Annotated in this window: 13 protein-coding genes; 8 read left to right on the forward strand and 5 right to left on the reverse strand. The window is 60.7% G+C overall.

What is annotated here, in order from left to right; translation table 11 throughout:
• Positions 1-154: 154 nt before the first annotated feature.
• From BM216_RS09700 to pqqD, 3 genes are all read right to left on the reverse strand, one after another.
• Positions 155-1858, reverse strand: a complete 1704-nt coding sequence (locus BM216_RS09700; RefSeq protein ID WP_244530136.1) for a sensor domain-containing diguanylate cyclase — start codon at positions 1856-1858, stop codon at positions 155-157.
• A gap of 247 nt (positions 1859-2105) precedes the next feature.
• Positions 2106-3269 (reverse strand): pyrroloquinoline quinone biosynthesis protein PqqE, encoded by a 1164-nt coding sequence (gene pqqE, locus BM216_RS09705; protein ID WP_092998535.1) that lies wholly within the window; start codon positions 3267-3269, stop codon positions 2106-2108.
• A complete protein-coding gene (gene pqqD, locus BM216_RS09710; RefSeq protein ID WP_092998537.1) occupies positions 3266-3562 on the reverse strand; it encodes a pyrroloquinoline quinone biosynthesis peptide chaperone PqqD in 297 nt (98 codons plus the stop codon). The genes pqqE and pqqD overlap by 4 nt, the downstream gene beginning before the upstream one ends.
• 536 nt (positions 3563-4098) lie before the next feature.
• Between pqqD and BM216_RS09715 the strand changes: the two genes are divergently transcribed.
• The 6 genes from BM216_RS09715 (at position 4099) to BM216_RS09740 (ending at position 9239) form a co-directional block, all read left to right on the forward strand.
• A complete protein-coding gene (locus BM216_RS09715; RefSeq protein WP_244530137.1) occupies positions 4099-5310 on the forward strand; it encodes an ABC transporter substrate-binding protein in 1212 nt (403 codons plus the stop codon).
• A 33-nt stretch (positions 5311-5343) separates the two neighbouring features.
• Positions 5344-6324, forward strand: coding sequence for a YVTN family beta-propeller repeat protein (locus BM216_RS09720; protein WP_092998541.1), 981 nt, complete (start codon positions 5344-5346; stop codon positions 6322-6324).
• A 33-nt stretch (positions 6325-6357) separates the two neighbouring features.
• On the forward strand, positions 6358-6849 hold the full coding sequence (locus BM216_RS09725) for a cupredoxin domain-containing protein (protein ID WP_092998543.1): 492 nt from the start codon (positions 6358-6360) through the stop codon (positions 6847-6849).
• Positions 6850-6922: 73 nt separating this feature from the next.
• Positions 6923-7747 (forward strand): ATP-binding cassette domain-containing protein, encoded by an 825-nt coding sequence (locus BM216_RS09730; protein WP_092998545.1) that lies wholly within the window; start codon positions 6923-6925, stop codon positions 7745-7747.
• The gene (locus BM216_RS09735) at positions 7744-8613 is read left to right on the forward strand and encodes an ABC transporter permease (RefSeq protein WP_092998547.1); all 870 of its coding nucleotides are present in this window, start codon (positions 7744-7746) and stop codon (positions 8611-8613) included. Before BM216_RS09730 ends, BM216_RS09735 begins: the two co-directional genes overlap by 4 nt.
• Positions 8613-9239, forward strand: coding sequence for a hypothetical protein (locus BM216_RS09740; RefSeq protein ID WP_092998549.1), 627 nt, complete (start codon positions 8613-8615; stop codon positions 9237-9239). Before BM216_RS09735 ends, BM216_RS09740 begins: the two co-directional genes overlap by 1 nt.
• A 13-nt stretch (positions 9240-9252) precedes the next feature.
• On the opposite strand, the gene BM216_RS09745 is transcribed toward BM216_RS09740, so the two are convergent.
• Entirely contained in the window at positions 9253-9633 is a 381-nt protein-coding gene (locus BM216_RS09745) for a c-type cytochrome (RefSeq protein ID WP_092998551.1), read from the reverse strand.
• A gap of 313 nt (positions 9634-9946) precedes the next feature.
• On the opposite strand from BM216_RS09745, the gene BM216_RS09750 reads away from it, so the two are divergent.
• Positions 9947-10156, forward strand: a complete 210-nt coding sequence (locus BM216_RS09750; RefSeq protein ID WP_092998553.1) for a hypothetical protein — start codon at positions 9947-9949, stop codon at positions 10154-10156.
• Positions 10157-10182: 26 nt separating this feature from the next.
• On the opposite strand, the gene BM216_RS09755 is transcribed toward BM216_RS09750, so the two are convergent.
• On the reverse strand, positions 10183-10470 hold the full coding sequence (locus tag BM216_RS09755; RefSeq protein WP_092999341.1) for a hypothetical protein: 288 nt from the start codon (positions 10468-10470) through the stop codon (positions 10183-10185).
• 473 nt (positions 10471-10943) lie between these two features.
• Between BM216_RS09755 and BM216_RS09760 the strand changes: the two genes are divergently transcribed.
• Positions 10944-12863 (forward strand): methanol/ethanol family PQQ-dependent dehydrogenase, encoded by a 1920-nt coding sequence (locus tag BM216_RS09760; protein WP_092998555.1) that lies wholly within the window; start codon positions 10944-10946, stop codon positions 12861-12863.
• Positions 12864-12965: the final 102 nt, after the last annotated feature.

Here is a 12965-nt window from a genome sequence, read left to right on the forward strand (position 1 = left end):
ACCGGCGAGCCCGATCCTCGTTATCCCCGCTGTCCGTCTCCCGCAAAATCGCCGAGGCCGTCAGGATGTGCGTCCGCATCACCGAATGAGCGAGAGCAGGCGGGTTTCTCGTTAAAATCAACATGATGTCGTATGTTTGGCGTCGGCAGCCGCCTCATCCACAGATGGCGGCATCGTCGAAGGTCGAATTCGCGTGATCCTTCGCCGCCTGGGTCGATGAGACCTTTGTCCGATTGCGCCCGGCGAGCTTGGCGTCGTAGAGCAGCGTGTCCGCCTGGCGATAGAGTTCCGCGAACACCATATCGGCGTCCGGTGGCGCATCGGCGATGCCCATGCTGGCGGTCACGGGATGTCCAAGGCCGGAAACGGCATTTGCGATGGCGGCGGGTATCGCCTGGCGCCGGCGCTCGGCCCGTAGCGGGGCATCCTCGCCGCGCACGAGCAGCACGAATTCCTCGCCGCCGAGGCGGAAAGCATGAACATGGAGGTCCGCCTGGAGGACCTCGGCTACCGCTTTCAGCACCGCGTCGCCGGTCCCGTGGCCGTGGAGGTCGTTGATTGTCTTGAAATGATCGAGGTCCAGCACAGCCAGCGTATGGTAGCCGTCCGCGCGGTATTTTTCGAAATTCTGCTCGATCGCCCGCCGGTTCAGCAATCCCGTCAACGGGTCGCGCTCCGACAGGCGTTTCAGGACGTCGGCTTCGACGCGCGCATTGTCGCGCTGGTGCTTGATCGTCATGAAGCGGTCGGCCACGCCGAGCGTGGTGAAGAGGACTTCGCATGCGCAGCCCGCATAGAACAGAAACATGGCATCATTGCTCTCCAGCCACGGAACCACGCCGGTCACGAGGCGGACCAGCCCTGCCATGATCACCGGAATATATCCGACTGCCTGGAACTTGGCAGCACGACTGCCGCGCCACAGGGCATCGGCAACCGCCAGGATAAAAATGACGATAATCGGTGCAAAGGCTGCCGTGTAGACGGTCGACTGGATCGGACGTGCGACGAAGGGAAATGCCGCGTGAAACGTGCTCAGCAATATCGCCCAGGCGGCGCAATAAAGCAGGGCCTTCCGGAGCAGGGGATGCATGTAGCCGGGCTCGATGAAGCTGTAGGTGAACATCGCACCGGACGCGACGGTCAGGCCGAAGATCACGGTCGTCATCCAGCTCAGGATCATCGCCGGCGGATCGAAGAGAACGACCGCAATCCCGGATGAGATGAGGATCGTCAACAGCAACGAGATGGTGAGCGCCGAATGCCACAGCACGAATGGTTCACGCAGGATCCGATAGAAGGCCGCGTTGAATATGAGCGGCATCGATAACGTGCCGGCGAGCATGGCAAGGATCAGCAGGGAACGGAGAAGGTCCGGGCCGAGCGTTAGGTCCGCCGGTGCCAGATAGGCTCTTTCCAGCGTCATCCGGTGGCTCGGCAGGTCGAACGCGACGACGACCTGCCGTGTGTCGCTCGTGATGCCGGACAGCGGGGCCTTGAAATAGCCTCCGCGCAGCGAGCTGTGCAGGTCGCTGGATAACAGGAATGCCTGGCGCATGGCGCCATCTCTGTCGATTGCGACCAGATGCACCGCCTGCAGCGCGCTACGTCTGGAGAAGAGATATTGGGGAAGGGGGGCAGCGGCATCTATTTCAAAACGCAGCAGCACGCGCTCGCCTGAGAGCGAATAGGCCCGATCTCCGCAGGCCCAGCGCCCAGGCGCGCGGGCTATCGTGGCGACATCCTCCGACAAACGGCTGGATGCCCAGCAGGAGCTTCTCACGTTCACGGTTTCAGACGCGGCAAGAGGCGAGGCGGCCAGCGAAGCGAGGATCACAAGGCCCAACAAGGTCGTCAAAATTGCTTTTTTTGTATCGTCCAAAAACATGTGCCGACGCTACATGGCAAACGTTGCAATGCGGTTACAAGAGAAGGTGCAGGTTGAGCGCATCACGGGTTGTGATGCGACTTTCCCATCCGACCCAGCTTGCAGTCAGAAGAATGCGGCGCTGGCGGCATCTCGGCTCTGCCGGTCGTTTGTCGGAAGACAGCGAGCAATTGCATCTCTGGCTTTGTCCGTGCCCTCGATCGATATCGTGTATTGTTCAGCCCGCGGTGCCGGAAAACTCGACTTCCGTTTTCTCGAGGGATTCAGGCCCGGACTGGCCCGGCATGCCGATGCGGCGATAGCGAAATTGATCTCCGTCGGTGGTAAGCGATTTTTCAATCAGAGCCGTCATGCGGGCATGCAGGGGCGACTTGATGCAGGCCGGGTCCGTGGCGGCGGCGTTGCCGGCGATCGCCATCGCCTGGCAGCGACAGCCGCCCCAGTCGATTTCCCTGCGATCGCAGCTGCGGCAGGGAGCGGCCATCCAGTCTGTACCGCGGAAGGCATTGAAGGCCGGCGAGTGGCGCCAGATGTCCGATAGGCTTTTTTCACCGTAGCGGTCGAAGGTCAGGCCCGGGATGGTGCCCGCCGCGTGGCAGGGAAGGACCCTGCCATCCGGCGCCACCATGAAGGCGTCGCGCGCCCAGCCGCCCATGCAGGGCTTCGGATAGATGGCGAAATAGTCGGGCGGGACGAAATCGACGGCGAGGATGCCGTGCAGTTCCTCCTGCGCCTGCTGCACAATCTCGACCTCGCGTTCTACTGCCTCCCTATCCGGCATCAACGCCTCGCGGTTGAGAAGCGCCCATCCGGCATATTGCACGTTGGCGATCTCGATCCGTTCGGCGTCGAGTTCCAATGCAAGCTCGATGAAGGCAGGGATCTCGGCGATGTTGTGCCGATGGATCGGCGCATTGATGGTGAGCGGCAGGCAGGCGGCGCGGATCTGCCGAGCGGTGTGGATCTTCTTTTCGTGGCTGCCGCGGTTATTGCCGATCTTTTCGGTCGTCTTCGCGTTGGCGCCCTGGAAACTGATCTGGACGTGGTCGAGCCCGGCATCCGCCAATGCCTGGATGCGGCCCTCGGCGAGGCCCACTCCGGCGGTGATCAGGTTGGTATAGACGCCGCGCCGCGCCAGGGTGGCGACGAGCTGTTCGAGATCGGGCCTCAGTGTCGGCTCGCCACCGGACAGATGGATCTGCAGAACGCCGAGATCGGCGGCTTCCTCGAAGAGCGAGGTCCATGCCTCGGTCGGCATTTCCCGGTTCGCCTTCAGGAGTTCGATCGGGTTGGAACAGTAGACGCATTGCAGCGGACAGCGATGGGTCAGCTCGGCCAGCATGCCGATCGGGGGGAGAATTGCCCCGCCGGCCGCGCTCATAATGTCACCAGGGACCGGTCGGACCATTCCTGCATGAACGCCTCGACGTCATGGGCGATCTCGTCGGCCGGTGCTTCATATTGCGCAGCCAGCCGCTGCTGGATCTGCTCCATCGAGTTGTGGCCGTCGCACAGCCTGAGTATGTCGAGGCTCACCTCATCCGGCCAGAACACCTTTTCCGGCGACAGGAGCGCCCAGGCGCCGCGCACGGGGTCGAACTGCAATCGTACATGGGGCTTAAACGCGGGCAGCGAAGCCTGCGAAACGAGCGCGCGCTCGCGACGCAGGGTCATCTTGCTAACTCCGTGCCGGACCCCTTGGGATATGAGCGCTCGGGTGATGATGAAGCAGCAAAGCCATCAACTTGGCTGCAGAGACAGCGGTCCAGGAGTGATTTCAAGATTGTTGCGTGCATAACCTTCCCCTCGCTAAGGCCGGGGCCGAAGTTCGCAATGCCATTCGGGGGCGTCCCGTCCGGTGTGGCCGGACAGGACCATGAAGGCTATCTATTTTTTCGCGGGCAGTTGGGCAGGAAAGTAACGGGACATTTCCATGCCGACGGCCACGCTGCACATGGCAGGCTTCTTCCAGATCTTTTTCATGGGGCTCCTCCTTCCTCAGAAAAACATTCAGACGGCATCATGGTACTCCAATATTGCGCATATCCAAGACCCCGTCGCCACCTTCGCGCGAATTTGACCGGGATGGCATTGTTTTCAGGTTGAAATCTGGATCGTCTCGGGTAGGTTGATTTCGGCACCGAATGATAAGTACCGATCCGACCCCGCGTCGGGGCTGCGGTACGACGTCCGTTGGAGGATGGGGCGCGGTGCTTTATGTTTTTGTTCTATTCCTTTCCTTTTGGCTTTCTTCTTTAGGCGCCGGTGATGCGGCCGCACAGCAGCCCGCCAAGGGCACTCCGCCTGCAGAGTTGAAGCTCGGTTATCTCAGGGCCCATGAGCCTCGGCTGGCCCTTTCCGTCTTGGACGTATCACCGCGCGACGAGGGCGTCGCGGGTGCTGAAGTCGCCATTTCTGACAACAACACGACCGGCCGCTTTCTGGGGCAGGCGTTCTCGCTAGATGTGGCGGAGGTCAAGCTCGAGGCAGATGCGGTTCCGGCCTTCCGCGAACTGGCAGGCAGGGGCGCCACGACCGTTCTTGCCGATCTTTCCGCGAGCCAGCTTCTTTCCGTCGCAGACGCCGCCAGGGCAGAAGGGATCGAGATCTTCAACATCGGGGCGACCGACGATCGTTTGCGCGAGGAAGATTGCCGCGCCAATGTCTTTCACATCGCCCCGACGCGCAGCATGCTGGCAGACGGTCTGGCGCAATATCTGATCTGGAAGCAGTGGCCTCGCTGGGCGCTCATCTACGGCTCGCATGAAGGGGATCGGCTTTTTGCCGACGCGCTGAGGCGCGCGGCGACCCGCTTCGGCGGCGAGATCGTTGCCGAGAAGGAGTTTGCCGATACGGGCACCGCGCGGCGGACGGATAGCGGCGTGGTGCAGATCCAGCGGCAGATGCCGGTCTTCACCCAGGGCCTGCCCGACCATGACGTGCTGCTGGTTGCGGACGAAAGCGAGGTCTTCGGCACCTATGTGCCGTTTCGCACCTGGGAGCCGCGGCCGGTGGCGGGAACGGCGGGGCTGATCCCGACCGCCTGGCATCCGGCCAGCGAGCAATGGGGCGGTACGCAGATCCAAAACCGTTTCGCCAAGGCCACCGGCCGACGGATGCTGGCGAAGGATATGTCCGCCTGGACGGCGGTGCGCATCATCGGCGAGGCGGCGACGCGGACACGCAGCACGGATGTCAGCCAGATTGCCCGTTTCATCCGCTCGAAGGATTTTTCGATCGCGGCCTTCAAGGGTCAGAAACTGACCTTTCGGCAATGGAACTGGCAGCTGAGGCAGCCGATCTTTCTCGGTGATGGGCGATCGGTCGTGTCGACCTCGCCGCAGGAGGGATTTCTGCATCAGTTTTCCGAGCTCGATACGCTCGGCATCGACCAGCCGGAGACGAAATGCGTGCTGAAATAGAGTGATGACGAAAGAGCCTTGGGAGGGGCCGACATGCCGAACAGAACGACGTTTGCCGCCATCACGCTCGTAGCCGGAATGACTTGTGCCGCGTCGGGCGCGGACGCGTTTATGGCCTATGTGTCGAACGAGAAGGATAATTCGGTCACGGTGGTGGACACGGTGACCGGCGCGGTGGTGAAAACGCTTCCCGTCGGCCAGCGGCCACGCGGCATCACCATCTCCCATGATGGCAAATTCATCTATCTCTGCGCCAGCGACGATGACACGATCGAGGTGATCGACACCGAAACCCATGAGATTGTTGGGCAGCTTCCTTCGGGGCCGGACCCGGAATTGTTCGTGCTCTCGCCCGACGGCAAGACGCTCTATGTCGCTAACGAGGACGACAATCTGGTCACCGTCATCGACATCGAAAGCCGCGATGTGCTGGCCGAAATCCCGGTTGGCGTCGAGCCGGAAGGCATGGGCATCAGCCCCGACGGCAAGACCATGGTGAATACGTCGGAGACGACGAACATGGCGCATTTCATCGATACGGACAGCCACGAGATCACCGATAACGTGCTGGTCGATTCACGGCCGCGGTTTGCGGAATTCAAGCCGGACGGGTCGGAAGTCTGGGTCAGCGCCGAGATCGGCGGCACGGTTTCCGTGATCGACAATGACAGCCGCGAGGTGAAGCACAAGATCACCTTCGAGATCGCCGGCCTGAGATCCGAGGCGATCCAGCCGGTCGGTGTGCGCATCACCGCTGACGGCAAGAAGGCCTATGTGGCGCTCGGCCCGGCAAACCGCGTAGCGGTGGTCGATACCGCGACCTACAAGGTGGAGAAATACGTTCTGGTCGGCCAGCGGGTGTGGCAGCTCGCCTTCACCCCGGACCAGAAGACCATCATCAGCACCAACGGCGTTTCCAACGACATCACCTTCATCGACGTCGCGACCGATGAGCCTGTGCAGTCGGTGACCGTCGGCTCGATGCCCTGGGGCGTGGTGGTCTCACCGAAGTGACGATTTTTGACGAGCAAAGAGGAGGAGAAGAGGATGCAGGCATATCGGAAATTCGCGCTGGCAACGCTGGCGGTGGTTGTTCTCTCGGCAGGCATCGGTCTTGCGCAGGACAAGGATGATGACGACGATGACGACAAGCCGGCTGCAAAGCCCGCGGCGGCAACGGAAAAGGTCACCCGGGCCAGCAAGGATGTGCCGGAACTCATCCTCGGATCGTCCAAGGACAGTTTTGTGGTGAACCGCAAGGATTTCGAACTGGTCGCAGGCCAGGGCTATCGCTGGAAGATCACGTCTGCGGCCGGGCTCGAATACAAGTTCGTCACCGATCTCTTCCGCAATGTCTGGATGAACCAGATCGTCATCAACGATCTCGAGGTGCATATGAACGGCGCGCCGGCCTGGCTGGAATTCGACAGCGAGGGCACGATGCAGGTGCAGTTCACCGCGGTGCGGCCTGGGCAATACACCTGGTCCGTACCGGATCTGGCTGACAAGGGCATGAAGGGAACGATCACAATCAAATAGCGCAAGATGATGGGCAGATGGCGGCTTCGGGAGGATGCCGCCAGCATGCGCGAACATGGGAGGAACCGACGCAATGAATGCCGATATGGAAGACGACAGGGCGGAAGCCCCGGCTCTTGATGTGCTTGAGGTCAGCCATGCCTATGGTGGCAAGAAAGCGCTCGACAATGTGTCCTTTTCCATCCCGGCCGGGCGCTTCACCGTGCTTCTCGGACTGAACGGTGCCGGCAAGACGACGCTTTTCTCGCTGATCAGCCATCTCTACGACACGCGCCAGGGCGCAATCAGGATCTTCGGCCGGGATGTGCGGCGCGCGCCGGGAGAGGCCTTGAGGCGGCTCGGCATCGTGTTCCAGGCGCGCACGCTCGATCTCGATCTCAGCGTTGCGCAGAACCTTTCCTACCATGCGGCATTGCATGGCATCGGACGCAGGGAAGCGCTGGTGAGGACTGCGACCTTGCTGGCGCAGGTCGATATGGCCGACAGGCTGCACGACAAGGCAAGGAACCTCTCCGGCGGACAGATGAGGCGTGTCGAGATTGTGCGGGCGCTTCTGCACCGGCCCTCGCTTCTGTTGCTGGATGAAGCGACGGTCGGGCTCGACATCCGGTCGCGGGCGGAAATCCTGGCGACGATCCGCGAGCTGGTGACCGAGACGGGCGTCAGCGTGCTCTGGGCAACCCATCTCATCGACGAGGTGGATGACGGCGATGACGTGGTGATCCTCGATCGCGGCAAGGTACTGGCATCGGGCGCGGTCGCCGAGATCATCGCGAAGACCGGAACGAGCGACATAAGGCAGGCATTCGCGGCCCTGAGCGGGTTGGCGGCCGGGCCTGCCGGTCCCGGATCTTCAGGCGGAATTTCTCCACTGCCAATGGCGAGGGGAAGGCGATGACACTGAATGCGGGGATCTCACACCAATCGCTGTTGGCCGCTCCGCGTGGTTTCGGCTTCGGGCAATATGCGGCCTGCCTCAGGGGCATCATGCTGCGAGAGGGATTGCGCTTCCTCAATCAGCGGGAGCGGTTCATCTCTTCGCTGGTGCGGCCGCTGCTGTGGCTGTTCGTTTTCGCCGCCGGCTTCCGGCAGGTGCTCGGCGTATCGATCATCCCGCCCTACAAGACCTATGTGCTTTACGAGGTCTATATCACGCCGGGCCTCTGCTGCATGATCCTGCTGTTCAGCGGCATGCAGTCATCCCTGTCCATGGTCTATGACCGGGAGATGGGCAATATGCGCACTCTGCTGGTCAGCCCGTTTCCGCGCTGGTTCCTGCTGGTCGCGAAGCTTCTGGCAGGCGTGTCGGTCTCGGTGGTGCAGGTTTATGTGTTCCTGGCTGTCGCCTGGTTCTGGAGCGTCAAGCCGCCGCCGATCGGCTATATTGCCGTGCTGCCCGCCCTGTTCCTGGCAGGAATGATGCTCTGTTCGCTCGGCATGCTGCTGTCGTCGATGATCCGGCAGCTGGAGAATTTCGCCGGCGTCATGAATTTCGTGATCTTCCCGATGTATTTCGCCTCCTCGGCGCTTTATCCGCTCTGGCGCATCCAGGAAGCGAGCCCGCTTCTCTTCCGCATCTGCCAGGCAAACCCCTTCACTTATGCGGTCGAACTGATCCGCTTCGCGCTCTATGGCCGGCTGGACTGGATATCGCTGGTCGTGGTCGGCAGCTTTACCGTGCTTTTTCTCGGCGGTGCGATCCTGGCCTACGATCCGGCGAACGGGCTGCTCAGTCGCAAGCGGGATACGGGAGGAAACGGCTGATGGTCTCGGTCAAGCATATTTTTTTAGCTGTCGTCCTGATTTCGCTCTCCTGTCCGCCCGTCCAGGGCGCGCAGGGCGATGATCCGGACTGGCCCTGCATCCAGCGCAAGGTGCCGGAACTGTCGATCGGCCAGATCTGGACCGGGCCAACGCTGCCGGTGGAGGCCGCGGACTGGTCGAATGACGAGGTGATTTCAGAGATGGTGGAAGAGCTTGCAGCGCGCCGCATGCCGCTGCCGGAGGCGCAGGAACGGATCAAGGCCTATCGCGATACGCTGCCGCCGGAGCAGCGGCCGCTGCGGACTGCGATGCTGATCCAGGGCCTGTTCGACAAGATGAATGGCGAGCGCAGCCATGTCATATCGGGTATTGCCCGCTATGCGCACCGCCAGCGCGACATGGCATCCGAGCTCAGGCGGGAATCCTCGGCACTCGATGTCTTGCGCAACAAATCGGGAGCCGACGGCAACGAAATCGCCGTCCGCACGGAGCGGCTGACATTCCAGACGCGTATCTTCCAGGAACGGGTGCACTCGCTGACCTATGTCTGCGAGGTGCCGACGCTGATCGAGCAGCGGCTCTATGCCCTCGTGAAGACGCTGACCGAGGCTCCGCCCGAAAAGTGACGAAGCCCGCGGTTCAGGGAGAAAACTGCTTGAGATAGGCGATGACGTCGGCAACATCCTTGTCCACCTTCAGGCCGACAAATGCCATCTTGGTGCCTTTGACGACGCCTTTCGGGTCGTGAAGATAGGTCGTCAGCGTTGCCTCGTCCCACACCATGCCGCCCTTGCCGGCATCCGACATGGCGGCCGAATACTTGAAGCCGTCATGGGATCCGGCCGCCCGTCCGATCACGCCCTTTAGTGATGGGCCGACCTTGTTCTGGTCGGTATCGGAAACATGACAGGCCTTGCATTTGGCAAATACCTTTTCGCCAGCAGCCGCATCCTGGCCAAAGGCGTAGCCCGCCATCGGCAAAACCAAGCCAATGGCGCCAATAAAACAGATGGCACGCATAGAGTTCCTCCCAAAGGCGGTCATGACATGCGGTCTCTCCCGGTTCCGCGTCATGCCGTCACACGCAAGGGTAGTTCGTGATGATCCCAAGTCAACACCGTGAATGGACGCTTTTTACAAAGCATCGGTTGCACCAGTGCCTTCCGGCTTGATTGACGGAGTTTTTGGATGCGCGTATTCTCTGCCCTTGCCGGCATCCCGAGGAGTGCGTGACGGGGCAGACAGGCAAGGTTCCTGCCGGCCAACCGATCGCGCCAATTGGATCGCGCCAATTTGATCACAATGCGTGCGAGACACATGGAGAGCGTGCCCCATGAACCTGGTCGATCTCGTGCTGACGGTGTGTCTCATGAACGATCCTGCCCGCTGCCGCGAGGAACACCTCTATTTCGAAAATCGCGGCTCGCTTTTCCAATGCATGATGCTGGCCCCGACCTTCATCGCCAAGTGGTCGCAGGAGCATCCCGCCCTTCAGGTCAAGCGCTGGACATGCGGATTTCCCGAGAAGGGCCGGCAGATCTGATCTGTTCTGAATCGAAAAAAGCCAGTTCAGAAGCATCGCACGTCGGCTTCCGCCTGGGCGCGACGCAGTTCGGATATTGCCGTTTTGGCCACGGCACCCTGCCGGAACAGGGCACCCCGTTCGCCTGTTTGCAGCCCGAGGCTCACGAAAGTCTCTGCCGTTTCGTATCGCGCATAGGGTACGATCGAGGCAATGACGTCTATGGAGCAAGAACAACTCTGGAGTGCGGCGCGTGTTTCGCCGTTTGCTTTCATGCAGCCGTGAACATAATCAAAAATTGCAACCGTCGGGTAGTCGTCATTCGCCAGTGCCATCGCGGCGCAACCGAATGAAATGAAGAAGAACGTGATGCGCAAAGCTCCGATAGACATCGAAAATCTCCCCAGGTGACGACGTTCTACTGCCGATGCCCAAAATGTGTCCGGTTATCATCTTTCGATCTGTTCTTTGTGGGCCTTAATATTATTTGTGAGCATTTGCAGTAATTTCTGCCGCACGGCAGCAATTGTATTTATGTCTGAATGTACTGTTAATAATACACTTGCCGGTCATGATGTAATACCCTATCGTCATCACAGTTTCCGACTTCAAGGTCTTGCCTTTGGGAGGGGCAGGATCCGCAGGTCTGTTGGATTGGCAGTAACGGTGCCCTCTGTTCATCCTTGGCCGTGACACGCTGACGGAAAGCATTTCCCGCACATTGAGAAAATCACTTGGCTGCGCTGAAGCGCGCGACGGTTGGCAATGGCGAACCCGCGCGAATTAAAAAGCATCGGGAGGATTTCACATGCGGCTATCTGTAAAACCCATTTTTGCAACAAATGCATTCCTGCCACTTGCGACCGCGAGTATCCTGGTCGCCGGCCTGGCCGGAACGGCGCTCGCCAACGACGATCTCGGCAAGCTTTCGGCAAATCCGAAGAACTGGGCGATGCCGACCGGCAACTATGCCAATCATCGCTATTCCGAACTGAAGCAGATCACCAAGGACAACGTGAAGAACCTGCAGGTGAAGTGGACCTTCTCCACCGGCGTCCTGCGCGGCCACGAAGGCGGGCCGCTGGTGATCGGCGACGTGATGTATATCCACACGCCGTTTCCGAACATCGTCTACGCTCTCGATCTCAACAATGACGGTAAGATTCTCTGGAAATACGAGCCAAAACAGAATCCGAACGTCATCGGCATCATGTGCTGCGACACCGTCAACCGAGGCGTTGCCTATGGTGACGGCAAGATCATCCTGAACCAGGCGGACACGACGGTGGTGGCGCTCGACGCCAAGACCGGCAAGGTCGTCTGGTCGGTCAAGAACGGCGACCAAGTCGATGGCGGCAAGGGCGAGTCCGGTACGGCGGCACCGCTGGTCGTCAAGGACAAGGTGCTGATCGGCATTTCCGGAGCGGAATACGGCGTTCGCGGCTGGACGTCGGCTTACAATCTGAAGGACGGTTCATTGGCATGGAAGGCCTATTCGACCGGGCCGGATTCCGAAACACTGATCGACCCGGAAAAGACGACCCATCTCGGCAAGCCGGTCGGCAAGGATTCCGGGATGAACACCTGGGAGGGCGAGCAGTGGAAGACCGGCGGCGGCACGACCTGGGGCTGGTTCTCCTACGATCCGAAGTCGAACCTCATCTATTACGGAACCGGCAATCCTTCGACCTGGAATCCGGTGCAGCGCCCGGGCGACAATCGCTGGTCGATGACGCTGATGGCACGCGATGCCGACACAGGCATGGCGAAGTGGCTCTATCAGATGACCCCGCATGACGAGTGGGATTATGACGGCGTCAACGAGAACATCCTTGTCGACGGGATGGAGGTCAAAGGCAAAAAGCATGATGTGCTGGTGCATATGGACCGCAACGGCTTCGGTTACACGCTGGACCGGGTAAGCGGCGAGTTGCTGGTGGCCAAGAAATACGATCCCGCTGTCAATTGGGCGACGGAGGTCGTGATGGACCCGAAGAGCAAGGAATATGGCCGGCCGCAGGTTGTGGCCAAGTATTCCACGCAGCAGAACGGCGAGGACGTCAACTCGACCGGCATCTGCCCCGCGGCGCTTGGAACGAAAGACCAGCAGCCGGCGACCTACTCGCCGAAGACAGGCCTCTTTTACGTGCCGACCAACCATGTCTGCATGGATTACGAGCCCTACAAGGTGAGCTACACCGCCGGCCAGCCCTATGTCGGAGCGACTGTTTCCATGTATCCGGCGCCGGAGAGCCATGGCGGCATGGGTAATTTCATCGCATGGGATGCGGCAAAAGGTGAGATCGTCTGGTCCAAGCCGGAACAGTTCTCGGTCTGGTCAGGGGCGCTTGCCACTGCCGGCGACGTCGTCTTCTACGGAACCCTGGAAGGCTACATCAAGGCGGTCGATTTGAAAGGCAAGGAACTCTACAGGTTCAAGACCCCATCCGGAATCATCGGCAACATCAATACGTTTGAACATGGCGGCAAGCAGTACATTGCCGTTCTGTCAGGGGTTGGCGGCTGGGCCGGGATTGGACTGGCTGGTGGTCTTCTGTCGCCAGACAAGGCGGAGGCCTGGCATGGCGCGGTCGACCAGGGACGTGAAGGGGGCGATGAAGCTACGACAGTCGGAACGGCCGGTCTCGGTGCGGTCGGCGGTTATGCTGCGCTTGCCGATTATACGACGCTGGGCGGGCAGCTGATGGTCTTCGGCCTGCCGGATTGATGCATCCACGACACGAAGCAGGGCCGTGCCCGATGGGCGCGGCCCGCAACTCATCAACCGACCTTTCCATCAGCCTGCTTGCCGGGCGGGCGGCCATGTGAC

Origin of the sequence: Rhizobium sp. NFR07, from assembly GCF_900111905.1 — a bacterium.
Taxonomy (GTDB): domain Bacteria; phylum Pseudomonadota; class Alphaproteobacteria; order Rhizobiales; family Rhizobiaceae; genus Neorhizobium.